This is a genomic window from Ancylobacter sp. WKF20, from assembly GCF_029760895.1.
Classification (GTDB): Bacteria; Pseudomonadota; Alphaproteobacteria; order Rhizobiales; family Xanthobacteraceae; genus Ancylobacter.
The window spans coordinates 3834755-3858853 of record NZ_CP121679.1 but is presented as its reverse complement, the minus strand read 5'-3'; the positions used below and the strand labels follow the sequence as shown (position 1 = coordinate 3858853).

At 65.5% G+C, this 24099-nt stretch carries 18 protein-coding genes, 1 tRNA gene and 1 pseudogene; 8 read left to right on the top strand and 12 right to left on the bottom strand.

Going from position 1 to position 24099, the window contains the following annotated elements; translation table 11 throughout:
* Positions 1–5: 5 nt before the first annotated feature.
* The gene (locus AncyloWKF20_RS17810; RefSeq protein WP_279315301.1) at positions 6–1361 is read left to right on the top strand and encodes an FAD-dependent oxidoreductase; all 1356 of its coding nucleotides are present in this window, start codon (positions 6–8) and stop codon (positions 1359–1361) included.
* A gap of 310 nt (positions 1362–1671) precedes the next feature.
* Here the strand turns inward: AncyloWKF20_RS17810 and pheT are convergent, their stop codons facing one another.
* The 6 genes from pheT to AncyloWKF20_RS17780 form a co-directional block, all read right to left on the bottom strand.
* Complete coding sequence (pheT, locus tag AncyloWKF20_RS17805; RefSeq protein ID WP_279315300.1) at positions 1672–4077, bottom strand: phenylalanine--tRNA ligase subunit beta; 2406 nt, start codon at positions 4075–4077, stop codon at positions 1672–1674.
* Between the two features lie 48 nt (positions 4078–4125).
* Positions 4126–4671 (bottom strand): hypothetical protein, encoded by a 546-nt coding sequence (locus AncyloWKF20_RS17800; protein WP_279315299.1) that lies wholly within the window; start codon positions 4669–4671, stop codon positions 4126–4128.
* Entirely contained in the window at positions 4668–5768 is a 1101-nt protein-coding gene (gene pheS / locus AncyloWKF20_RS17795) for a phenylalanine--tRNA ligase subunit alpha (RefSeq protein WP_279315298.1), read from the bottom strand. Before pheS ends, AncyloWKF20_RS17800 begins: the two co-directional genes overlap by 4 nt.
* A gap of 270 nt (positions 5769–6038) precedes the next feature.
* Entirely contained in the window at positions 6039–6407 is a 369-nt protein-coding gene (rplT, locus tag AncyloWKF20_RS17790; RefSeq protein WP_013165152.1) for a 50S ribosomal protein L20, read from the bottom strand.
* Between the two features lie 33 nt (positions 6408–6440).
* A complete protein-coding gene (gene rpmI, locus AncyloWKF20_RS17785; protein ID WP_152304301.1) occupies positions 6441–6641 on the bottom strand; it encodes a 50S ribosomal protein L35 in 201 nt (66 codons plus the stop codon).
* A gap of 243 nt (positions 6642–6884) precedes the next feature.
* Entirely contained in the window at positions 6885–7718 is an 834-nt protein-coding gene (locus AncyloWKF20_RS17780) for an SH3 domain-containing protein (RefSeq protein ID WP_279315297.1), read from the bottom strand.
* A 285-nt stretch (positions 7719–8003) separates the two neighbouring features.
* Here AncyloWKF20_RS17780 and AncyloWKF20_RS17775 point away from each other — a divergent pair, with 285 nt between their 5' ends.
* Positions 8004–8810 carry an undecaprenyl-diphosphate phosphatase gene (locus AncyloWKF20_RS17775; protein WP_279318016.1) on the top strand — a complete coding sequence of 269 codons (807 nt, stop codon included), beginning with the start codon at positions 8004–8006 and terminating at the stop codon, positions 8808–8810.
* A gap of 82 nt (positions 8811–8892) precedes the next feature.
* Here AncyloWKF20_RS17775 and AncyloWKF20_RS17770 read toward each other — a convergent pair whose 3' ends face one another.
* Entirely contained in the window at positions 8893–9921 is a 1029-nt protein-coding gene (locus AncyloWKF20_RS17770; protein WP_279315296.1) for a complex I NDUFA9 subunit family protein, read from the bottom strand.
* A gap of 259 nt (positions 9922–10180) precedes the next feature.
* On the opposite strand from AncyloWKF20_RS17770, the gene AncyloWKF20_RS17765 reads away from it, so the two are divergent.
* The 3 genes from AncyloWKF20_RS17765 (at position 10181) to AncyloWKF20_RS17755 (ending at position 12500) form a co-directional block, all read left to right on the top strand.
* Positions 10181–10265: transfer RNA gene (locus tag AncyloWKF20_RS17765), tRNA-Leu, on the top strand.
* 111 nt (positions 10266–10376) lie between these two features.
* Positions 10377–12029 (top strand): tyrosine-type recombinase/integrase, encoded by a 1653-nt coding sequence (locus tag AncyloWKF20_RS17760; RefSeq protein ID WP_279315295.1) that lies wholly within the window; start codon positions 10377–10379, stop codon positions 12027–12029.
* Between the two features lie 168 nt (positions 12030–12197).
* Entirely contained in the window at positions 12198–12500 is a 303-nt protein-coding gene (locus tag AncyloWKF20_RS17755) for a hypothetical protein (RefSeq protein ID WP_279315294.1), read from the top strand.
* 618 nt (positions 12501–13118) lie between these two features.
* Here AncyloWKF20_RS17755 and AncyloWKF20_RS17750 read toward each other — a convergent pair.
* Together AncyloWKF20_RS17750 and AncyloWKF20_RS17745 are read right to left on the bottom strand one after the other, a co-directional pair.
* On the bottom strand, positions 13119–13265 hold the full coding sequence (locus AncyloWKF20_RS17750) for a hypothetical protein (protein WP_279315293.1): 147 nt from the start codon (positions 13263–13265) through the stop codon (positions 13119–13121).
* A 447-nt stretch (positions 13266–13712) separates the two neighbouring features.
* Positions 13713–14315 carry a recombinase family protein gene (locus AncyloWKF20_RS17745; RefSeq protein WP_279315292.1) on the bottom strand — a complete coding sequence of 201 codons (603 nt, stop codon included), beginning with the start codon at positions 14313–14315 and terminating at the stop codon, positions 13713–13715.
* A 366-nt stretch (positions 14316–14681) separates the two neighbouring features.
* Here AncyloWKF20_RS17745 and AncyloWKF20_RS17740 point away from each other — a divergent pair.
* From AncyloWKF20_RS17740 to AncyloWKF20_RS17730, 3 genes and pseudogenes are all read left to right on the top strand, one after another.
* Positions 14682–14935, top strand: a pseudogene (locus tag AncyloWKF20_RS17740) (IS3 family transposase); the annotation flags it as partial.
* A 111-nt stretch (positions 14936–15046) separates the two neighbouring features.
* The gene (locus tag AncyloWKF20_RS17735; RefSeq protein WP_279315291.1) at positions 15047–15391 is read left to right on the top strand and encodes a nucleotide pyrophosphohydrolase; all 345 of its coding nucleotides are present in this window, start codon (positions 15047–15049) and stop codon (positions 15389–15391) included.
* Between the two features lie 287 nt (positions 15392–15678).
* Positions 15679–16584 carry an HNH endonuclease gene (locus tag AncyloWKF20_RS17730; protein ID WP_279315290.1) on the top strand — a complete coding sequence of 302 codons (906 nt, stop codon included), beginning with the start codon at positions 15679–15681 and terminating at the stop codon, positions 16582–16584.
* 101 nt (positions 16585–16685) lie between these two features.
* On the opposite strand, the gene AncyloWKF20_RS17725 is transcribed toward AncyloWKF20_RS17730, so the two are convergent.
* The 3 genes from AncyloWKF20_RS17725 to AncyloWKF20_RS17715 form a co-directional block, all read right to left on the bottom strand.
* On the bottom strand, positions 16686–18773 hold the full coding sequence (locus AncyloWKF20_RS17725) for a hypothetical protein (protein ID WP_279315289.1): 2088 nt from the start codon (positions 18771–18773) through the stop codon (positions 16686–16688).
* 710 nt (positions 18774–19483) lie between these two features.
* Positions 19484–20641, bottom strand: coding sequence for an acyltransferase (locus AncyloWKF20_RS17720; RefSeq protein ID WP_279315288.1), 1158 nt, complete (start codon positions 20639–20641; stop codon positions 19484–19486).
* Between the two features lie 131 nt (positions 20642–20772).
* Positions 20773–24096, bottom strand: a complete 3324-nt coding sequence (locus AncyloWKF20_RS17715) for an error-prone DNA polymerase (protein WP_279315287.1) — start codon at positions 24094–24096, stop codon at positions 20773–20775.
* Positions 24097–24099 lie beyond the last annotated feature (3 nt).

Sequence of the window (24099 nt, the reverse complement as noted above, 5' to 3'; positions counted from 1 at the left end):
CTCGCATGACGTTCGCTCCCTCGCGCGGCCTCTCCCGCCGCCGGCTGCTTGCCACAGGCGCGGCGCTGCTCGCCGCCCCGGCGCTGGGCCCGGCCCTTGCGCAAGGGGTGAGCGACGCGGATGTCGTCATCATCGGCGGCGGCGCGGCCGGTATCGCGGCGGCACGCAAGGTCGCGCAGGCCGGGCGCAGCCATCTGCTGCTGGAGGCCGGCGCGGCGCTCGGCGGGCGGGCGCGCACCGAGACCGCCTTCGGCTTGCCGGTCGATCTCGGCGCGGGAAGCTTCGGGCGCGACCCGGAAGGCCTTTCCGCCGCCGCGCGGGGAAGCGACCTGCCGCTCACCACGCTCGCCGGCGAAAGGCTGTTCGTCGAGGGGCATGACGCGCGCGAGAGCGCCTATGACGCCTTCGCCGCCGCGCTGGGCCGCGACCGGCGGGAAATCGTCACCGCGGCGGATGCCGGGCGCGATGTCGCCGTCGCCCGCGTGCTGCCCCCGCCCGGCCCGTGGTCGGCAAGCGCGGGCGCGTGCCTCGGCCCGCTCGGCCTCGGCAAGGAGCTCGACGCGCTCTCAACCCTCGACCTCGCGCTGCGGGCCGTGGTGCCGGATGATCTCTCCAGCCCCATCGGTGTCGGCGCGCTGCTGGAAGGGCTGGGCGCCCGGCTCAACCGGCAGACCCATGCGCCGGTGAACCTCATCACCAATAATGGGCGGTTCCATACGGTGAGCGTCACCGGCCAGCGCGCGACCATCCGCGCCCGCGCCATCGTGCTCGCCGTGCCCGCGCCGGTGATCGCCGCTGGCGCCATCCGCTTCAACCCGGTGTTGCCGCCGCGCCTTCTCGCCGCCTTCCGCGCCTTTCCGGGCGGGGCGCTGGAGCAGGTCGCCTTCCTGCTGCCGGGCAACCCGCTCGGCCTGCAGCCGGACGAGCGTGTGCTCGCCACCCGGCCGGACGCGCTCGCCCCCACCGCGCGCCTGCGCGGGCGGGTCAACGGCACGGACCTGCATGTGCTGACCTTTGGCGGCGCGCCGGCCCGGCAGATCGCCGAGAAGGGCGAGGCAGCGGCGCTGACGCTGGCCCGCGATTTCCTTGCTCGCAGCTTTGGCGGCGGGGCGGGCGCGGCGATTACCGAGGTCGCGGCCTCGCGCTGGACCAGCGACCCGCTGATCCGCGGCGCCATCGCGAGCGCCATGCCAGGTCAGGGGGGCTTGCGGCGGCTTTTCACCGAGCCGGTGCAGAACCGCATTTTTCTGGCGGGCGAGTATGCCGCGCTGGAAGACTGGGGCACGCTGGCGGGCGCTTGGGCGTCCGGCGAGATCGCCGCCGCCAAGGCGCTGCGCGTGCTCGGCGACGGGCCGGCGTAAAGCGACCGCCCGTTCCCCGGATCCGCCGCGCGCCGCGCGGCGCCGCTCCGGGGGCCAGGAGAGACTCCGGGGCGGCCGACGGCAGCTCAGGTCAATCATAGAGCCGAAGAGTCGTGCGCTGGATCCCGGCTCGGCGCTCCGCCTGCGGCGTCGCTGGGCCGGGACACGGGGCGGCGACGGGCCGGTATAGGCCGCTCCACCCCTCGTCATCCCGGCCGCAGGCGCAGCCGGAGAGCCGGGATCGCTCCCGAATGGCAGACGATCCCGGATCGGCCCTATGGCCGTCCGGGATGACGCTCCGTGGGGGTCCTCACCCGCGCAGCGTGGCGCCGGTCTTCTTGGCGACATCGGCGACGATGCGGGTCGCGACCGCCTCGATCTCCGCGTCGGTCAGCGTCTTCTCGCGCGGCTGGAGCGTGACGGAGAGCGCCACCGACTTCTTGTCGGCGTCAACACCCGGCCCCTCATAGACGTCGAACACAGCCACCGCCGTGATGAGCTTGCGGTCGACGCCGGCCGCCGCCTTGACGATGTCGCCCGCCGCCACGCTGCGCGCGACGACGAAGGCGAAATCGCGTTCCACCGGCTGGAAGGCGGCAAGGTCGAGCAGCGGCTTCACCCGCGTCGCCTTGGCCTTGGGCTCGGGGATGCGGTCGATCAGCAGCTCGAAGGCGACCAGCGGCCCATCGGCATCCAGCGCCTCCAGCACCGAGGGGTGCAGCTCGCCGAAATGGCCGATGGCGTTCGGGCCAAGGCGGAACGTGCCGGAACGGCCCGGATGGAACCAGGCCGGGGCATCGGTCGAGATCTGCAGGTTCGCCACCGGCGCGCCGCAGGCGGCGAGCAGGGCCAGCGCGTCGGCTTTCGCATCGAAGGCATCGACGCTCGCCACCTTGCCCGACCAGTGCCGCCCGGCGCCCAAAGGCTTGGCGGAGGCGCGGCGCAGGCCGGTCGCGGCGATGAACTGGTCCTGCGGACGGTCGCCCTTGAAGATCTGCCCGACCTCGAACAGCGCGACGTCGCCAAAGCCGCGATCGGCATTGGCCTGCGCCGAACGGATCAGCCCCGGCAGCAGGCTCGGGCGCATGTCGGAAAGGTCGGAGGCGATGGGGTTGGCGAGCGCGAGCTCAGGCTGGCCGCCGCCGAACGCTTCCGCCTGCGCCTTCGGCACGAAGGACCAGGTGACGGCCTCGACGATGCCACGGCTCGCCAAAGCGCGCTTGGCCTTTCGGGTGCGCAGCTGCAGGGTGGTCAGCACCGGCTTGCGGGCGGTCTCGTCGCGCGGGAAGGGCAGCGAGGGCACGCGGTCGAGGCCGGCGATGCGGATCACCTCTTCCACGAGATCGGCCTTGCCCTCGATGTCGCCGCGCCAGCTCGGCGGCGTCACGCGCACCGTGCCGCTGGTGCCTGCAACCGTAAAGCCGAGGCGGGTCAGCGTCGCCACCTGCTCGGCATCATCCGCCACCAGGCCGGTGAGCTTCTCGGTGAGGCTGAGCGGGAACTCGATGATCCGCGTGGTGTCGGGAATGGCGCCGGCCAGCACGATGTCGGAGGGTTCGCCGCCGCACAGCTCAAGGATGAGCTTGGTTGCCAGTTCCAGCCCCGGCTCGGTGAAGGCCGGATCGATGCCGCGCTCGAAGCGGAAGCGCGCATCCGAGTTCAGCCCAAGCTTGCGGCCGGTCTGGGCGATGTTGATCGGCTCCCACAGCGCGGATTCGACGAGCACATCGACGGTAGATTCATCGCAGCCGGATTCCTCGCCGCCCATGACGCCGGCGAGCGATTCCACCGCCTTGTCATCGGCGATGACGCACATGGTCTCGTCGAGCGCATAGGTCTTGCCGTCGAGCGCCAGCAGGCTCTCGCCCGCCACCGCGCGGCGCACAACGAGATTGCCGTGGACCTTGCCGGCATCGAAGACGTGCAGCGGCCGGTTGCGATCGAAGGTGAGGAAGTTGGTGACGTCGACCAGCGCGTTGATGGGGCGCAGGCCAATGGCGCGCAGCTTCGTCTGCAGCCAGTCCGGCGAGGGGCCATTCTTCACGCCGCGAATGAGCCGCAGGGCGAAGGCCGGGCACGGGGCGCCCTCGGCAATCGTCACCGACACCGGGCACGGGAAGCGGCCCGCCACGGGCGCGATGGGCGCCTCGATCAGCGTGCCGAGGCCGGCGGCGGCGAGGTCACGGGCGATGCCGAAAATGCCGAGGCCGTCGGCCCGGTTCGGCGTCACCGCGATCTCGATCACCGGATCGCCGAAGCCCGCCCAGTCGACATAAACAGCGCCCACAGGCGCGTCGGCCGGCAGCTCAATGATGCCGTCATGGTCTTCGGAGAGCTGAAGCTCGGCGGCCGAGCACAGCATGCCCCGGCTCTCGACGCCGCGAATGGTGCCGACGCCGAGCGTGATGTCCTTGCCGGGAATATAGGTGCCGGGCGGGGAGAACACGCTTTTGAGCCCCGTGCGCGCGTTCGGCGCGCCGCACACCACCTGCACCGGCTCGCCCGCGCCGGTATCGACCATGCAGACGCGCAGCTTGTCGGCGTTGGGGTGCTGTTCGGCGGAGATCACATAGGCGATGGAGAAGCCCTTGAGCTTCGCGGCCTTGTCCTCGACGCCCTCGACCTCGAAGCCGATGCGGTTCAGCGTGCCGGTGACATCCTCAAGCGTGTAGTCGCCGGACAGGTGCTCACGCAGCCAGGAGAGGGTGAATTTCATGGGAGAGCCCTAACGTTCCGCTTGTTCATATGCACCGACATCGCAGGCCTACCGGTAGCCCTTCTCGTCCGCCCCCTCGCCCGACCAGGCGAGAGGCTCATCATCGGCGGCGACCAGGAATTCGATGCCGACATTGCGCTTCTTGCCGACATCCTCCGGCGCGATGCGGTAATCGCGGATCTTGCCCTGGCGGTAGGACATGTCCGCGCGCGACTTGTGCAGCGCGAGCTTGGCGCCGGCCTCGACGGCCTTGATCGCCTCGTCCTCGGGCACGATCCAGTAGCCCGTCCAGAAGAAGCGCTCGCCATCGGCGGTGACGCCGCGGTCGTTCTCGCAGACAAAGTGGAGCTCGCGCACGCCGCCGCGGGTCGTGCGCGTGACGGCAGACGGCTTCGATGCACCGGAGGCCGTGCGCCCTGAGGACGCGCGGGCGGTGGGGCTACGGGTGGCGGGGCCGCGCTCGTCCAGCACCTCCTGGCACAGGGCGGCAAGGTCCGCGACGCCGCGCGCCTCGGCATTGGCGAGGAGCTGCTTGATCTGGGATGTCTCCATCCCACGCAGGCGTTCGGTCGACCAGACGGGGGGCTTGATCACGCGCTGAGGCCCCCGGCGAGGGTCGGGAAGTCGAGCGGGCGGAAGCCGTAATGGGCGAGCCAGCGCGCATCCGCCTCGAAGAAGGCGCGCAGATCCGGCATGCCATATTTCAGCATGGCGATGCGGTCGATGCCCATGCCCCAGGCGAAGCCCTGATACTCGTCCGGGTCGAGCCCGCAATTGCGCAGCACGTTCGGGTGGACCATGCCGCAGCCGAGGATCTCCAGCCAGTCCGAGCCCTCGCCGAAACGGATCTCGCCGGGGCGGGAGCGGTCGCACTGGATGTCGACCTCCATGGACGGCTCGGTGAAGGGGAAGAAGGACGGGCGGAACCGCATCTTCACATTGCCCACCTCGAAGAACGCCTTGCAGAACTCCTCGAGGATCCACTTCAGGTGGCCGAGATTGGAGCCCTTGTCTATGACGAGGCCCTCGACCTGGTGGAACATCGGCGTGTGGGTCTGGTCGCTGTCCGAGCGGTAGGTGCGGCCGGGGCAGATGACGCGGATCGGCGGCTTCTTGGACAGCATGGTGCGGACCTGCACCGGGGAGGTGTGGGTGCGCAGCACGAGGCGCGAGCCGTCCTCCTTGGTGGGCAGGTAGAAGGTGTCGTGCATCTCGCGCGCCGGATGCCCCTCGGGGAAGTTCAGCGCGGTGAAATTGTGGAAGTCGTCTTCGATGTCCGGCCCTTCGGCGACCGAGAAGCCCATATCGGCGAAGATGGCGGTGAGCTCGTCGATGACCTGGCTGATCGGGTGGACGCGGCCGAGTTCGGCGCTCGCCTCGCGCACCGGCAGGCTGACGTCGACGCGCTCGGTCTCCAGCCGCTTGGCCAGCGCGGCGGCCTTGAGGTCGGCGCGGCGCTCGGTGAGGGCGCCGTTCAGCCGGTCACGCAGGCCGTTGATCGCCGGGCCGGCGCTCTTGCGCTCGTCCGGGCTCATGCCGCCGAGGCTCTTCAGCAGCTCGGAGACCGAGCCCTTCTTACCGAGCGCGGCGATGCGCACCGCCTCCAGCCCCGCCTCGTCGGCGGCGGCCGCGACGGCGGCAAGAAGCTCCTGCTCCAGCGTGGCAAGGTCGGGAGGCGTGGCGACGGACATGATCGTTCTTCTCGGCTGAACAGAGGTAACGCAGCAAACATCAGCCACGGGCTCGGCCCGGGGATCCACGTCTTCAGCCGGAACAGAACCCGGAGAAGGTGTGGATGGCCGGGTAGAGCCCGGTCCTGACGTCGTCTCGGCGATAGCTGGGCGGCTTATACCGGGCTGAGCCGGTAGCGCAAAGGGCCAACGCGACACGCCACAACGCGAAAAGCCCCAACGCTTGCGCGCGGGGCTTCCCAGATTTTGGTCCCGACAGAGACGGGAAGATCAGGCGGCCTGCTTTTCCAGCGCGGCCTTGGCCTGCTCGACCAGCGCCGCGAAAGCGGCGGGCTCGTGGATGGCGATATCCGAGAGCACCTTGCGGTCGACCTCGATCCCGGCCTTGCCGAGACCGTCGATAAATCGGCCATAGGTGAAGCCGAGCTCACGGGTGGCCGCGTTGATGCGCTGGATCCAGAGCGCGCGGAAATTGCGCTTCTTCACCTTGCGGTCGCGATAGGCGTACTGCTGCGCCTTCTCGACCGCCTGCTTCGCGACGCGGATGGTATTCTTGCGGCGGCCGAAATAGCCCTTCGCCGCCTTGAGCACTTTCTTGTGCTTGGCGTGGGAAGTTACGCCGCGCTTGACACGTGCCATGGGATTTTCTCCTGGTCCTGGCTAAGGCTGGCGTCAGCCGTTGGGCAGATAGAACTTGCGAACATTGAAGGCATCACGCTCGGACATGACCGTGGTGCCGCGCTGATCGCGGATCTGCTTGTTGGTGCGCTTGATCATGCCATGGCGCTTGCCCGCCTGGGCCATGATCACCTTGCCGGTTCCGGAGAGCTTGAAGCGCTTCTTCGCTCCGGACTTGGTCTTCATCTTGGGCATTTGGCTCGATCTCCACGGCCGGCGACGCTCCCGCTGAGGAGAGGTTCCGGCTCAAGCTAGTGTGAGCATTCGAACCGCCACGGCAGCCCTAGTGGCCGGGCAGTTCGGGAAGGTCGCACCCTCTACAGGAGCGGCCCGATTATTTCAAGTGTGCGACGGCACCCTGATGCGCAAACCCGGACCTCCCGGCCCGGGCTTGCCTTTAGGCCCCTCACGAGGGGGCGTTGATCCTTGCCGCGCGGCTCAGTTCTCGCACATGGACAGCTTCGGGTTGCGCTCGCAGGGGCTGCTGCCCTGCGGCTGGCGCTGCTGCTGGCCCTGGGGCGGGTTGCGCGGCGGACGCTGCTGCTGTTGCGGCGGCGGCGCGGAAGGCTGCGGCTGGGCGCGCGGCGGGCGCTGCTGGGGCGGCTGCGCCTGCGGCGGCGGGCCACCCTGAGGCGGACGCTGCTGCGGCGGAGGACCACCCTGCGGCGGACGCCCGTTCCAGTTGCCCTGCGGCGGCGGGCGATAGCCCGGCCCGCCATAGCCGGGTCCACCATAGCCAGGCCCGCCATAACCGGGACCGCCGTAGCCGGGGCCACCATAGCCGGGACCGCCGTAACCCGGTCCACCATAGACCGGCGGCGGCGGCGGCGGGCGATAGCCGGGGCCGGGAGGCGGGCCGTAATAGCCGCCGCGCGGCGGGGGCGGGCCCCAGCGGTCATAGCTCGAATACCATGGCCGGCCGCGATAATAGCGGCCCCAATAATCGCCGAAGCTGAAGGCGACGATGGGCACGCCGATGGTCGGGGCATAGGGCGCGAACTCCACCCGGCGTCCGCCATAGTCATATTCGAGGTAGCGCGCCGCGATCCAGCCGCGGGCGCCGCGCCAGTCCACGTCGCACCAGCTGTAATCGTCGAGACAGCCATAGATGCCGAGCGGCGTGCCGCCCTCCAGCACCACCACTACCGGATAGCCGGTGCTGGGGCCCGCCCGCAGATTAACGTCGGTGGTGACGAATCCCCGCTGCTGGGCGAAAGCCGACCCGCCGAGCGCCAGCAGCAGGAAAGCTGCGCCCGCCAAAACCCTCTTCATCTGAAATCTCTCCCAACGTTGCATAAGCCTACAACGCCGACCGGGGGTTAAAGGAGCCCTGCTCTGGGGCGGAATCGTGTTCGCGCAGGGGCAGGCCTGCGCCGGCGCGCGATTCTTCCCCGTTCACGCTCCTAGCGCGAGCGCGGCGCGGGGAAAAGCCGCCGCGCCTCCCTTTGCGGCACGTTGATTGTGGCGGGCGAAGCGGACAGGATGCGCGCCATCCGTTACCGGACCCGCCCGGCGCCTCGCGCCCTCCCCGCCTTCCTCGCCCGGAACATCGCCTCCATGTCGTTCGGCACGCTGTTCGAAGCCTTCCTGCTTGGCCTTCTCGAAGGCTTCACCGAATTTCTCCCGGTGTCCTCCACCGGGCACATCCTGCTCGCCGGGCATTTCCTCGGCTTCGAAAGCCAAGGCAAGGTGTTCGAGGTGGTGATCCAGCTTGGCGCGGTGCTCGCCATCATCACCGTCTATTTCCAGCGCTTCCTGAAGGTTCTGGTCACGCTGCCTTCGAGCCCGCGATCGCGCAATTTCGTGCTGGGTATCCTCATCGCTTTCCTGCCGGCGGCGGTGATCGGCGTGCTGCTGCACAGCTTCATCAAGGAAGTGCTGTTCGAGACGCCGGCGCTGATCTGCGTGATGCTGATCCTCGGCGGCATCGTGCTGCTCTGGGTCGACACGCTGAAGATCAAGCCGATCCACACCGACGCCATGGCCTTCCCGCCGCTGCTGGCGCTGAAGATCGGCTTCATCCAGTGCCTCGCCATGATCCCCGGCACCTCGCGCTCGGGCTCCACCATCGTCGGCGGCCTGCTGCTCGGCGCCAGCAAGCCGGCGGCGGCGGAATTCTCCTTCTTCCTCGCTCTACCGACCATGGCCGGCGCCTTCGCCTATGACCTCTACAAGAACCGCAACCTGCTGAACGCCGACGACGCAGTGATCATCGGCGTCGGCTTCGTGGCGGCCTTCATCTCGGCGGTGATCGTGGTGCGCGGCCTGCTCGCCTTCGTCTCCAAGCATGGCTACACGCCGTTCGGCTGGTGGCGAATCGCCGTCGGCGGCGTCGGGCTGGTGGCGCTCGCCCTCGTCGGCTGAGGCGACCGCCTTACGCGCAACGAAAAAGCCGCCGGGAGGGCGCTCCCGGCGGCTTTTCATTTCAGTCCGGCGGGTGAACCGCTCAGGCCGCTTCCGGCCGCGTGAACTGGCCGGCCTTGCGGAAGCGCCAGAGATAGCCCGGCAGCACCGCGCCGAGCGCGGTCGGGGCGATGCCGAGACCCTCGAGGGTGCGGCCCTCAGTGATCGCCGCTTCCGACACCACATTGTCGACGCCGAGCAGCTTCACCTGGTCGCGGGTCAGCATCGGGTTGGGCAGCAGTTCGAGGAAGCGGGCCTGAAGGCTCGCCAGCGCGGAGGGCAGCGGCAGCAGCAGGCGCTTGCGGCCGATCTCCTTGAGGGTGATCTCGAGGAGCTGCTTGAAGGTGAGCACTTCCGGCCCGCCGAGCTCATAGACCGTGCCGGCGCGCGCCTGCTCGTCCACCGCCTTGGCGAAGGCCGCCGCGACATCACCGACGAAGACCGGCTGGAACTTGCTGTGCCCGCCATCGATCAGCGGCAGCGCCGGCGCCAGACGCGACAGCGCGGCGAAGCGGTTGAAGAAATTGTCCTCGGGGCCGAACACGATGGAGGGGCGCAGCACCACCGCGCCCGGCACCGCCTCGAAGGCCGCCGCCTCGCCGGCCGCCTTGGAGCGGGCATAGCTGGATTCGGAGCCGGCATCCGCGCCGATGGCGGAGCCATGCACCAGCCGGGCGCCGACTTCCTTGGCCGCCAGCGCCACCTGCTTGGCGCCGAAGCTCTGCACCGCCTCGAAGCTCTGCCGGCCGCTCTCATGCAGGATGCCGACGAGGTTGATGACCACTTCCGCCCCTTCGGCCGCGCGCAGCACCGAGGCAGGATAGCGCAGATTGGCCTGCACCGGCATGATCTGCCCGACCGCGCCGAGCGGCTGGAGATGGCCGGCAAGGTCCGGCCGGCGCACGGCGACGCGGATGCGCCAGCCCTGGCGCGCCAGCGCGCGCACCACATGGCGCCCGACGAATCCGGAGCCGCCATAGATGGTGACGAGCCGGTCCATCGGCGCGGCGCGGCGCGCCAGCTCGGCCTCGCTCTCCAGCGGCAATTCGTTGGCTTTGGCGGCGTCGACCATTTCGCGTTTCTCCCGGCCCGGCAAAAGGGATGCGCGACGATTACCGCGCCGCCGCGCGAGCGTCCAGCCGGCAGGCGCGCCCGGTCGACCAAATACACGCCTCACCGCCCTTTCCCGGCCTTCTGGCGGCACGGGGCGCGGACAAGAGGCGATGAGCGGCGGAAAAGATTTCCCCAGACCATGTGGGACACGGGCGAAACCCACATTGACAAGACGGATGCCACCCGACTATGTCTCGCCGCCGTGCCGCAAGGCATAAGCCCAGGTGGCGGAATTGGTAGACGCGCTGGTTTCAGGTACCAGTGGGTAACACCGTGGAGGTTCGAGTCCTCTCCTGGGCACCACTACTCTCCTCTTGTCCTTATGGGACAAGAAGTTGAGCCCCATCAGAGAGTTGCGCTTACCGGCCCGTGATACAGGACCGTGTAACAATGCTCTTCCGAATGGTACGTCCGGTGCGTCGTAGCGACACCCGCAATCCTCAGTTTGTCCTGCGCATCCCCAAGGACCTCAAGGCCAGCCTCGTGGGAATGACCCTTGAGGTGCCCCGAGGCGACGGCTTCGTCTCAATTAGGGTCAGCGAGAAGACGCAATCCATCCGCTTTTCCTTGGGCACATCGGAACCCACGGAAGCCAAACAGCGGCAGGCTGTCGCTGTGGCGCACCTGGAGCGGGTGTTCAGCGCACTCAGGAGCGACACACTCGTTCACCTGACCCACAAGCAGACCCTCGCACTGGCTGGGGAAGCTTACCGCCTGCTGGTGGAAAGGCATGAGGACAATCCTGGTCCCATCGAGCTGTGGGATATGGCCATGATTGTGAACGCCACGGCGCTGGCTGGTCAGCCCATCGGACTGGACTGGCCTCTCCGCATTGAGACGAAGGAGGAGCGCCAACTGCGCGCCCTGGAGCAACGTTTCGGAGCGGTTGCGGACCAGGTTCTTGGCCGGAACGGCCTCGTCGTCGACCAGAAGAGCCGCGCTGAACTGCTCTTTCAAGTCGGCCTGGCCTACAATCAGGCGACCGTCCAGCTCTCCAACAATGCAGGGGGCGACTACAGCCCCGATCCCAAAGCAGAGAGGTTCGGGCCCTCGTTCAAGCCCTCAGAACAGCCATCCACTCCATCCCCGGCGCGTGCATCGGCGGTGCCCATGCGCCGGCTTTTTGAGGAATGGTGGCGAGAGGCAAAGTTAGCAGGTCGGTCGGTTAGCACCAAGGACGGTTACGGCACCGCGCTGGAGCGCCTCATCACCTTCATTGGGCATGACGACGCGGCCAGGGTGTCCGCCGAGGACATCGTGCGCTTCAAGGATCACATGGTGTCCACGCCGAGCCCGACCACGGGCAAGCCGCTAAGCGCAAAGACCATAAAAGACAGCTACCTCGCGGGCCTCAAGAGCATCTTCGGTTGGGCCGTCGACAACTTGAAGCTAACCGAAAATCCTGCCGAGAAGGTCACCATGAAGTCGGCGCGTAAGCAGAAGGTCCGACAACCGTGGTTCACCGAAGAGGAAGCGAGCTTGATCCTCTCTGCCGCCCTCAACGCCAAGAAGGAGCCAGGAAAGCCACCACAGCGGTTCGCGCTTAGTCGCTGGGTTCCGTGGCTCTGCGCCTATACTGGAGCACGCGTCGGGGAAATGGTTCAGCTGCGTAAGCAGGATGTCTGGCGGGATGGCGAATGCTGGGTCATGACCATCACGCCCGAGGCGGTTACGGTGAAGAGTAGGCAAATGCGAACGGTCCCGCTGCATCCGCACCTTATAGAGCTTGGTTTCGTTGAGTTCGTGCAATCCGCCCCAGCCGGTTTCCTGTTCATGTGGTCGGGCACTGAGCGGGCATCGTGGCAGTATGCAAAGCGGGTCATAACCGATGAGGTGCGGAAGGTCGTAACGGATCCGAATGTGCAGCCAAACCATGGCTGGCGGCATACCTTCAAAGCACTCGGCGGCGAGGTTGGCATTGAGCAGCGGACGCTCGACGCCATTCAGGGCCACGCGCCGAGAACCGAGGGCGAGACCTACGGCGGCGTGACCATCAAAGCCATGTCGATCGCGCTGGGGCGATTTCCCAAGTTCTCCACGAAAGAGCCAGCAGTGCAGTCAAATTGACGCACTATAGCAAACTCCAAGGTCAGGAATTTCATATAAGCGCTTGATAATTTTGATGCGTAGCAAACTCAACAGAGGTACTTACTATATCTATCTCTCATGCAGCGCCTTATTCGGCACAATGCGTATGAGCTACGCTCGATCCTCTCTAATATGAGGATCAACGACATGCCTACCGCTGTTAACCCTTCCGCTTCCGCTGTCACAGCTGCCGTGGAAATCCTTCGCGCCGACCTTCCCGGCTGGCAATTGGAGGTCAACGTCGCTGAAGACGGAACGCCTTCCGTCTGCGCCTACCTGTTTTGGCAGGTCCAGGGAGCCGAGAGCTACACTTTGTCCTTCGTGTCGGACAAACGAGGCGCTTGGGTCGCCATCGACAGCCATTTGCGAGAGATCGAGTTACTGGAGGCCAGCCTCACGGCTTCCGTGTACAAGATGATCGGACGGCTGGGCACGCAGCGAGCGGCCTGACGTACAGCCTCACAGATCGCCAGGGAGCCTCGTGGGCATCCATTCTACGATGCCCGCCTCCGCCCCTTGCGCCGAAAGATCAAACGGCCGCCTGCAGGCTCCATGGCGCTCTGACGCCCTCTAGCATTTACCGCCACCGGGGCGAAATGCTTCCCCTGGGAGACTTGCGGGTTGATGAGCAGCCGGGTTGCCCTTGGTCCCGATCTCCGATGGATTGCCTCCCTTGCGCATGAAATTCGTTGACGCCCGCCCGCGTCGTCATGGAATGCCTGCGGGGCAATCAGCGGGTGAAGGCGGTTACGACGCGCCACCGCGCTGACGGCTGGACCAATCGGCCAAAAGGAAGCGGATCACGTCTGTGAAGGGAACAGACCCTTGATGGCCGAGCTGACGGCCAATCTCAGTTATCGTCTTCATGTCCTGGACGCTAAGGCGAGCGGACACGCGGTGGGGATAGCAGTTGGAGTAGGGCATTTCCTCGTGGGGTCGGGACGGCGACGCAGTGCCGTCAGACTGAAAGACAGGGGCGTCGACAGGGACGCGCGGATTAGGAAGGTTTGCCGCACAAGCCGTGCTCAGTGATCTCGCCAGCCCTTAGGCGCCGTGTGTGATCTCGGATCAGGAGACGGACGACGTCAGACAGGCATGGGTCACCCCATGACCGCGTAGCTCGGCGATGAGATTGAGGACATCAATGTCGTCGTCGTTGAGCAGGGTGGACAGGCTATAGGGGTACTCTCTCGAGGCGTCGTATCTGCTGTGCATGTGACGATCCGCAGGACCATCGCTGTCGATGAGCTACGACATGGATGGAGATGATGGGGTGGTTCTACCAAGGGGCCTACCTCAAGACCGACTAGTGACGTCTCAGAGTGTCATAAAGATCGTCTTTAGTGAGAGGTATCATCTGGTTAGCCCCCCTTACCCCCCAGCCTCTTCCGAACCATTCAGAATAGGGGGAGTAAGGGAGACCGCACCATCACCACAAATCATGTGGTTGACGGCAATCCGTGAGCGAGTGTGTCGCATCATCCGGCTGAGCCCCCGAGTCGTCGCATTGGACTTTCTCAGATGCGTCCAACAAATCGAAATCTCAGCATTGGTTAGCTTTCCGGGGCACAGGCACGGCGGACAGCCCAGCTTTAGATCGCCGCCCCAAAGGAAGACGCACCGGGTGTGAGGCGGGGCTGCTCGCTCGTGTACGTCACCGACTCACATCGCTGCGATGGACGCATCGGCCTGGATCGCCCTGTAGACGCTGCCACGGCCGATCCCGAGAGCCTTGGCGATCTCGGTGGGCGTCTTGCCCTCGGCATGCAGGCGCCGCGCCTCGTCGGCCTTGAGGCGGGCTGTCGGCTTCCGGCCCGTATAGCGCCCCTCAGCCTTGGCCTTGGCGATCCCCTCCTTCTGTCGCTCCAGCATCATCTCGCGCTCGAACTGGGCAAACCCGGCGAAGATGTTGAGGATGAGGTTGCCGGTGGAGCTGCGAGTGTCCACCGGCTCTCCGCCAAGATTGAGCACCCTGAGACCGACCTTCTTGGCGCCCAACTCCTTCACCAACTCCCACAGGTTGACCGTGGAGCGTGCCAACCGGTCAATCTTGGTGACGACGAGGGTGTCGCCCTCACGCACGTAGTCGAGGACCTGTGCTAGCACGGGGCGCGCACCGACGGAGGATGCTTGCTCGACAAAGACCTTGTGGCACCCAGCCGCCTGGAGGTCGCGGCGCTGGGCATCCAGTCCTGCCTCCTGCTCGGCGGTGGATGTTCGGCCATAGCCGATGAGGTGGCCAGATGGATGGATGGTCGTGCTCATGTCGCGCCCCGAGTGTCCAAAAGGTCAAGACATGAGAGTCGCTCACGTCCAGAATGTCAATACCCATCCTATTGGACACATCTGAACGTCGGAGCGGACACGTCCACATGGGCAGGGTCATCTGGACGCGAGGCTCGCGGTGCAAGATCGGAACCTGACGAGGCAGGCGAGCGCTCAGACAGCGAAACCAAGATGCCGCAGGGTTCTCAGTCGACGGTGCGAGATGCGCCCCCTACACCACCCCTGCCGCATTCGTGGACGGGCTTGCCCACTGCACGGTTCGCGGGGGGTCACGGGGGACGCCTGCGCTTTCGCGTCGGGGAACATGTGCCCGTGAACGCGAGACCAGATTTTGATCTTACCCGGTCGCGTCAGACAGATCATGCCGACTTCGTGCTCGCTGCGCTGGAGCAGGCCCTCGTGAGCGGCATGTGCTCCTTGGCCGACCTAGTGCACCATAGCGACCCTGTTCGCAGAATGTCAGCATCTGCGACAGCTAGCGATTGGCCTAAGCAGGCATTTTGCCTTTCGTCGGAGGCGTCGATCAAAGCTATGATAACGCTCTCGCCGAGACGATAAACGGCTTCTACAAGCTTGAGTTCATCCATCGGCAGAGTCATTGACATTCCTTCAACGCTGTCGAGTTCGCCACGCTGAAACGGGCCGACTGTTTCAACCGTCGTCGGCCGCTGGACCAGCAACACGATAATGGACCTCATTGTGGGGCACAGATGCAGGAACTGATCGAGCGGCTACGGCAATTCCGGGATGATCGGAATTGGTCACAGTTTCACACTCCAAAAGATCTGGCGATTTCCGTGAGCGTCGAAGCAGGCGAACTGCTTGAGTTGTTCCAATGGCAGCCACAAACGGCAGAGCCGGGGCCAGAAACAACGGCTAAGATCGCTAGTGAGGCCGCTGACGTGCTCCTCTATCTACTTCTGCTTACCGACCGGGTAGGCGTCGACCTCATGGCGGCAGCTCAGGCCAAGATCGACCTGAACGAGAAGCGCTTCCCAATTCAGTCATCGTACGGGGTTGCGAAGCAGGACGATCTCGGGGAGACGGCGAATTGATCTCAGCAGGAGATTTCTCCGTCTTCGCCCGCTGGTCTGATGCACCAAGTTACGCATTCGGTAGTCGGAACCGGACAGGTGTCGTTCCGCCTGCTGATAAGGAGGCTTACTGGCGCATCTACGACGAACTGCTCCAGGCCATGAACCAGGCCCGGTCGGCTCACCCATTTGGGGACAAAACATACCTCCGCCCCAAAAAGTACTCCCGGGAGCGCGGGTCCCGTGGGCACCGTCCCAAAGATTTGTGGGTCTCTCTGTGCGCGCAAGGCGCGGAGGCCTTCGGTCATATGCCGCAGGTATACGTGATAGCGTCCGAACGAGGCCTTGAGGTCGGATTTGCGGTTTCTATCGCAGAGGAGGACTACTTCGATCCAGAGACGAAGGAGCGCAATCGCTCAATCGTACCGTTTATCAACTCCAAGCTGCCTAGCAGTCAGGATCCGGTTGTCATTACCCTCGATGCCCAACTGGCCGATCAGGGTGGCTGGCTGTTCAATCGGAAAACCCGTCTCCTGCCTGGAAGCCCTGGCTTCGATGAATTCCCTTCGCTCTCAGCGATGATCACCTTCCTCAAAATCTCCGGGGCTGCCACAGGCGGAGGAGCCGTAGCACGGCTCTTTTGGCCACAGGACCTCAGCAACGTTGATCTCACGGCACAGCTCGGTCTGGCCCTAGATAACTTCGCTCCAATGCTGGCTCGTTGCTCGCCCAATGCCTGGGACGTGGAAATCCGGACGGCTCAGACGGAGGTCGAGGCCTTGGCCGCGTCCGTTGAGTTCGACCCCGCATCTGAGGAGGACGGGCGGCGGCGTGTGTGGGCAGAGGTCGCGAGGCGTCAGGGGCAGGCGACCTTCCGGCGCCAACTGCTCGAAGCCTACGACGGAGCCTGCGCGATTTCAGGCACGAACGTCTCGGATGTCCTGCAAGCCGCCCATATCCAGCCTTACAACGGACTGTCCACGAACAAGGTGAGTAATGGTCTGCTGCTAAGAGCGGATCTGCATAACCTGTTCGACCTTAAGCTCATCTCCATCAATCCCGACTCCATGAAGGTGGTCGTCTCCCCTCGCCTTCGGCAGACGGATTACTGGTCGCTGGACGGTTGTGACTTGCGACTTCCAACAAAGCTTGCCTGGCGGCCGAACTCGCAGGCGCTCGCGGCCCATTTCAGCGAGGCCGTGGGCGAGACCTAAGCTAACCGCTCGCTGTTGCGGGGGCTCAGTCTCTGGCTCGAGAGCTGCCTAGTCAAATACGGCTTAGCACTTCGTAGAGTGCTTCGTTCATGGCGCTGGCCTCAGTCCTCGTCTTCGTCGGCTTCGATCGGCGCTTGGACCTTTGAGTTCATGCTCGTGGGTCGATTGCGGCTTAGGCCAGCGGCCGTCAGCGTCGCGCGGTTCCGCATCCAGGCGTCATTGATTAGGTCCTGCCACTGGATGACCTCGATCTGACCACGATAGGCGTTGTTGAGCGGCCGCACGCGACCCTGGCCATTGGCTGTCGTCGCCCAGCTCGAGAGCTGCTGATCCAGATCGCCTCGGATATCGGCTACGACATAGCAGTGGAAGATACAGTCTTCCGCCACGCGCACCTTCGCTCTGTCGAAAGTCTCTATCTCTCCGCCTTTCAACTGCGCAAGGTATCTGGTGATCTGTTGCTCGATGTTGTCCTCCGCTTTGGCATAGACGGTGCGGCCGGGTTTCTTGAACTCCACGACCATCATTGACCGCAGCGGCTCGGAGACGTCGACGACCTCGGGGTTTTCAGCAGCAGTGACACCAAGGCCATAGGCCAAGTTCCAAACTAGTAGGTCGGGACGGTCTGACGAGCCACCCTCCGCCAGAACCGCGTCGAGACGCTTATCGGAGGAGAACGCGCGGGTGAACGCCAATCGCTCGTCGACCACCCACAGATCATGCGCGCGGCTCTTAAGCTCCGAGACATTGTCGCCCATGATGCCCATGGGGCAGATAAACGCGTGCAAGGTGCGCTCGAGGTGATGGTCGTCCTCCCTCCCACTGCGCATGCGTATCCGCCTGATGAGCTTATCCAGCATCTCCAACGCCAACTTTCTACGGACCACGTGCTGAGCAAGGGCGAGCTGTTCGGAGTTCTGGATTTCCTTTGCGGCCTTAGCGACGGAAGCTTCTAGATCAATGGGCACGTTTTCGAGGTCGAGGGCATCGATCAGCTCCTGAAGGGAGTTCTGGCGGTCTTCCTCGCGGCGGATCTGGTACTTGATCAGGCCGGAAGCGAACTCTTCAGGCGCCATGGCGTGGAAGGGGACGCGCTTCAGCTGGGTGTCGTCGGTGTCGAAGCCGAACGTTGGATACCGTTCTACGAACGCCACGTAGTTGTCGCGACGTTCCTTGGCGAATTTCGCAACCTGATCCGGCAGCAGCCGCTCCTTCACGATTTCCATGCAGGCGCGGCTAATGTCTTTGAGGGTGCGCTCAGGAAGGTTGAAGGCGGTTCGGCCTTCGTTGACGCGCAGGTCGAGATACTCACCCGAGACGCAGCCGTGGAAAACCAAATCCTGTTGGCCATCGCGCTCCAGGTTCGTCACACCTAGGAGGTTGTCGACCTTGCGGGTCTCGACCGTTCGACCGTTGGCTAAGAGGTGCAGTTGGTGGCGCCCCTCAAGACCGGTGCTGGCCTCCGCTTGGCACGTGAAGCCCACGATGGCCAGCGTTCCAAATTCCTTGTGCTGGAACGTGGTCTCTAAGGGCTTACCAACTGTAAGGTCCGCCACCGCTTTCGGATACTCGGTAAGGTCCCCGTCAAGGTCGATGAAGAGCCGTGGGCCACCTCCGATGAGGAAGTCGGCGATGAAGTGAGCGCTAAAGTACCGGAGGAAGGTGTCGGAGCGGCGTGGGAAGTGGGCTCCGTATTCCTTTGTCCTGAGGCCTTTGAAGGTGATGGTAGTGCCACGATCGCCATCGTCCGGCACGCCTTCGTAGCGCGGGACGACCTGCTCGAGGTTATTCAGGACGAAATCGAAGGCGCGGCGTCGGATGGCGTCGGCCTCGGCATAGGTGCTCTCCACCTGTATGCTGGAGAACGCGTCGAGCCAGAACAGCCGACCCACGCCCTTACCACCCCGCGCCTGTTTGAAGTCGGTGTCGATCTCGCAGAAGGCCCCGTAGCGTTTCGCGTCAAGGCCGATGCCCCGGTCGACGATGACGATCACTAAGTCGTCGGGGCTGGACAGGTTGGTGATCCGGATATCGATCCGACCATTCGCGACGTTCTTCTCCAGTCGATCTTCCAAAGCGAACATAGCGTTACTGACGGCCTCGAACAGCGGCTGCAGGCCCTGCGTCGCGTTTGATGGCTTAGGCAGCTTCCGAACGCGGTTCTCGATATTGTTGCTTAACGCGGGCAATGGCCTCTCCGGGAGCGTACCTGAGCGTGATGAGCGCGCTGATTATAGTAAAGAACCTAGAGGCTGCTCTGGATGGGTACAATGCGGACGCTGCTCTCCGTCTTGCCTGCGGGGATGTTGAAGTAGCGGACGCCATCGACTTCCTGGTGCGGCAGCAGCGGTAGAAATCGCAAATGGGCAGATAGACGGGGCGGCACAGGCTCTCTCAGCAATCAGGAACCGAACCTTGCACAAATTGCCGCCCAGCGGCCGCGACCCAACGATGTGCGACCGTGTAACATAGCCGTGTATCAACGCTTGACTTAAGGGCTCCAAAACCGTTGAATTATATAGGTTTCAGCCCCTCCGGTAGCCGGTCCTCTCCTGGCACCATCTGACCGTCCAAGACGGTCCTGAGACGACCGAAAAGCCGCTGAAACCAAAGGGTTTCGGCGGCTTTTTCGTTTGGGACAGTCCGACGCGATCCGTTGGCATCCAACGCCTTTGTTGGCATCGCCGATGCCAACAAATGGCCCTCACGGACACGGCCTGCAAAAATCTCAAGGCAACGGACACGCCAACAACTGTCCGATCATGGCGGGATGCACCTATTCGTTAGCCCTGGGGGACGGTTGTGACGTATGGCCTGCCGGTTCGACGGCAAGCAGAAACAACGTTCTGTCCGCACCCAGCCTGCTATGTCGCTCACGGACGCTTCGGCTGGAGATCGGCTACGCGCCTCTCCACGGGCCCCGCGAAAGCGTCCGCCCGACCTGGCGCACCCACCAGTGATCGAATAGGGCAACCGGCACGGCCAGGGCCAAGGTTCCGGCACCGGTGACGGCGAAGGTCGCCCCGATCTGCAGCAAACCCTGCCCTTCCAAGGCCAGATAGGTAAGGCTGGAGACCGAGCAGATGACCAGAACCTGACAGAGATAAATACCGAAGGAGAGAAAGCCCAAGGTGCGCCCGACCCGTCCAGACATGGCGGTTCGTAGGAAGGTCGCGCGGCGGAACAGCAGCAGGGCGAGGCACGCCATCAATGTGTGCAGGATCACCCGCAGCCGCAGCGGATCCATCGCCGTCAAAGGTCCGAGCCCGCTATAGAGGCCTTCGGGCCGCCCGCTCATGATGTTCTCGTGATACCCACCCAGCAGCACGATCAGCACGAGAGCCAGCGCGATCTTGGCGCCGCGCCAATCGGCATGCGGGGTTCGGTCCCGCAAGGCCAGACCGACGCCGACAATGAAGGGCGCGAGATAGGGGCTGAGCCACAGCGTCCCGAGGCCGATCACGGCCAGGCATGCCCATCGGCCCCGCGGCAGCTTGGCCACGGCGAGCGCCGAGGCGAGCACCAGAAAGCTCCCGGCGAACTCGTAGACCATCGTCCACAGACTGGAATTGTAGAACGACTGGCCGGTGAAGAAGGTCGTCGCGCCCTCCCACAGGCTGTGGGGGATTTCCAGCCATCCCGCGCTCGGCCAGGTGTAGAACCAGCCGAGCCAGACCGACGGCACCATGGCCGCCGCCTCGCGGTTGGCGAAACCGGGACCGGCCATGACGAGGCCGGCCATCAGATTGGTCAGGATCACCGGGCCCGCCAGACGCGGCCAGCGCTTGAGCGCCGACGAGGCGGCCAGCCGCGCGCTGCCGCTGCGCAGCACATTGAGCGACAGCACGTAGCCGGACAGCACGAAGAAGACGATGACCGCGGCCGACCCGTTCACCAGCGCGAAGGCCGGCGTGCCGAAAAGGGTGATGGCCTGATCGGGATAGGTCATGCCGTGAAGCTGCGGCGTGAAGCCGAGCATGGTGTGATGGAGCAGCACGACCAGAGCCGCGATGCCGCGAAGCGCTTCAAGCTCCGCCAACTTTCCCCGCGCCGTCATGATTCCCCGTCTTGCCCTGCCCCAAGGACCGACCTCTGACGGACGGCACGCGCCCTGTTACCAGCGCAGCGCGGGCGCGGACAAGTACCGCAAGTCCCGCTCCGGCCACGCCGGCATTGCCCTCATGGCTCTCAGTGGAAATCGCGTGATTTCGGCAGGACGCGGACCTGGCGGGGGTGGCCGTGCGTGGAGCGGCGGCCGGCCAGCAGATGGCCCTCCCGCGGGGCCGGCTTCACCCGCTCGTCGACGCCGGGGTCGACCTGCGGACGGGCGAGCGGGTAGGCGCCCTTCTGGCGGGGATCGTCGAACAGGCGGGCGAGCTCACTGGTGCGGTCATGCACCTGCTCGGCCATCACATGGATGACGCCCTCCTTGCTCTTCTGCACCCTCCCCTCCACCACGACGAGGCGCGCGCCCATGACCTGCGCCCGATAACGCTCGAACAGCCGGGCCCAGAGCAGCACATTGACGATGCCGGTCTCGTCTTCCAGCGTCATGAAGATGGCGTTGCCCTTGCCCGGCCGCTGGCGCACCAGCACGATGCCGGCGGTGCGGATGAACGTGCCGTCCCGCCGGGCCGCAATGTCCGCACTGCTGGCGATGCCCTCGGCGCGGAAGATCGCGCGCAGCATGCCCATCGGGTGGCCCTTCAGCGAGAGCCTTGTGGTCTGGTAGTCCACCGCGATCTGCTCGGGCAGCGGCATGAGGGGAAGCTGCGCATCCGGCTCGGGCCCGAGTTCGCGCGCCTGCGCCGCCGCGAACAGGGGCAGCGGCGTGTCATCGGGCAGGCGGCGAACGATCCACGCCGCCGCGCGCCGGTCGAGCCCCAGCGAGCCGAACGCATCGGCATCCGCCAACCGGCGCAAAGCCCCGGCGGGCAGGCGCGCGCGCAGGGAGAGCGTCTCGATATCGCGGTAGCCGGCGCCCCGCGCGGCGGCGAGCTGTTCCGCCCATCTTTCGCTGAAACCGTCGATCTGCCGCAGGCCGATGCGCAGCGCCAGCGTGCCGTCGGCCCGGCGCTCCAGCGTGTTGTCCCAAAAGCTGTGATTGATGTCGGCGGGGCGGATTTCCACGCCATGCTCGCGCGCATCGCGCACGATCTGCGCCGGGGCGTAGAAACCCATGGGCTGGGAATTCAGCAGCGCCGCCGCGAACACAGCGGGATGGCGGCATTTGATGAAGGCGGAGATGTAGACCAGCTTGGCGAAGGAGGCGGCATGGCTTTCCGGGAAGCCATATTCGCCGAAGCCCTTGATCTGCTCGAAGCAGCGCGCCGCGAAGGCCGGGTCATAGCCGCGCGCGCTCATGCGCTCGATCAGCAGGGTCTGGAACTGGCCGATCGTTCCCATGTTGCGGAAGGTCGCCATGGCCCGGCGCAGCTTGTTGGCCTCGACCTCGGTGAACTCGGCCGCGACCATGGCGAGCTTCATCGCCTGTTCCTGGAACAGCGGCACGCCCTTGGTGCGTGCGAGTACCTCCCGGAGTTCATCGGGATCATGCGGCGGCTTGGGCGAGGGGTAGGTCACCTTCTCGCTCCCCTCGCGCCGGCGCAGATAGGGATGCACCATATTGCCCTGGATCGGACCGGGGCGGACGATGGCGACCTGGATGACGAGATCGTAGAGCCGGCGCGGCTTCATGCGCGGCAGCATGTTGATCTGCGCCCGGCTTTCCACCTGGAACACCCCGATGGAATCGCCCCGGCAGAGCATGTCGTAGACGTCGCTCTGCTCGCGCGGCACGTCGGCCAGCGCGTAATCGACGCCTTCATGGTCGCGCATCAGGTCGAACGCCTTGCGGATGCAGGTGAGCATGCCCAGCGCCAGCACATCGACCTTCATCAAGGCGAGCGTGTCGATGTCGTCCTTGTTCCACTCGATGAAGGTGCGGTCCTCCATCGCCGCCTTGCCGATCGGCACCATCGCGTCGAGCCGGCCCTCCGTCAGCACGAAGCCGCCGACATGCTGCGAGAGATGGCGCGGAAAGCCGAGAAGCCGGCCGGCGAGTTCCACCGCGCGGCGGATGGTCGGGTTGTCGGCATCGAGCCCGGCCTGACCGATCTGGCCTTTCGCCACCATGTCGCCCCAGCTCCCCCAGACCAGGCTGGAGAGCCGCGCGGTGACATCCTCGGTGAGGCCGAGCGCCTTGCCGACATCGCGCAGGGCGCTGCGCGGGCGATAGGAGATGACGGTGGCGGCGATGCCCGCCCGCATCCGGCCATAGCGCTCATAGATGTACTGGATCACCTCCTCGCGACGCTCATGCTCGAAATCGACGTCGATGTCGGGCGGCTCGCGGCGCTCGCGGGAGATGAAGCGGGCGAACAGCAGGTCGCTCTCGGCCGGGTCCACCGCGGTGATGCCGAGCACGTAGCAGACGGCGGAATTGGCCGCCGAGCCGCGGCCCTGGCACAGGATGCCCTCCTTTTCGGCGAAGCTGACAATGTCGCGGATGGTGAGGAAATAGGGCGCGTATTTCAGCTCGGCGATCAGTGCCAGCTCCTCCCGGAGCTGCTTTTCCACCTTGGGCGGCACACCGTCGGGATAGCGGATGGCAGCGTGCTGCCAGGTCATATGCTCCAGCCAGGCCTCCGCCGTGTAGCCGGGCGGAACGGGCTCCTTCGGGTATTCATATTTCAGTTCGCTGAGCGAGAAATCGAGCCGGGCGAGGAAGTGGCGCGTCTCCTCCACCGCCTCCGGCGCGTCGCGGAACAGGCGGACCATCTCGGCCGGCGGCTTGAGATGGCGCTCGGCATTGGCCTCCAGCTTCCGGCCGGCGGCCTCGATCGTCGTGCCCTCGCGGATGCAGGTGAGCACATCCTGCAAATCGCGCTGGGAGGGGTGGTGATAGAGCACATCGTTCATCGCCAGCAGCGGCACCCTGGCGTCCGCGGCCAGCGCCTTCAGCCCCGCCAGCCGGCGGCGGTCGTCGCCCCGGCGCGGCATGTCGGCGCCGAGCCAGAGCGAGCCGGGCGCGGCCTCCGCCAGCGGGGCGAGATACCGCGCCAGTTCCTCCAGCCGGCGGGGGGGCATGAGGATGAGCGAGAGGCCCCTCGCGTCAGTCAGCAGGTCGTCAAGGGTGAGGAGGCAGCTTCCCTTCTCAGCGCGCATATTGCCGGCGGTGAGGAGCTGGCACAGCCGGCCCCAGCCGGCGCGGTCCTGCGCGTAGGCGATCACATCCGGCGCGCCATCGGCGAAGACGAGCCGCGCGCCCACCGCGAGCTGGAAGGGGAAGATGGCCTCCGGCGCGCCGATCTCCTCGCGCCACACCTCCTCCGCCTCCTTCAACGCGGCATAAGCCCTCACCACGCCCGCCACGCTGTTGCGGTCGGCGATGCCGATACCGGCATGGCCGAGGTGAAGCGCCTGCGCCACCAGATCGCTCGCGTGCGAGGCGCCGCGCAGGAAGGAGAAATTCGTCGTGACCGCCAGCTCGGCATAAAAAGCCGTGTTCATGGA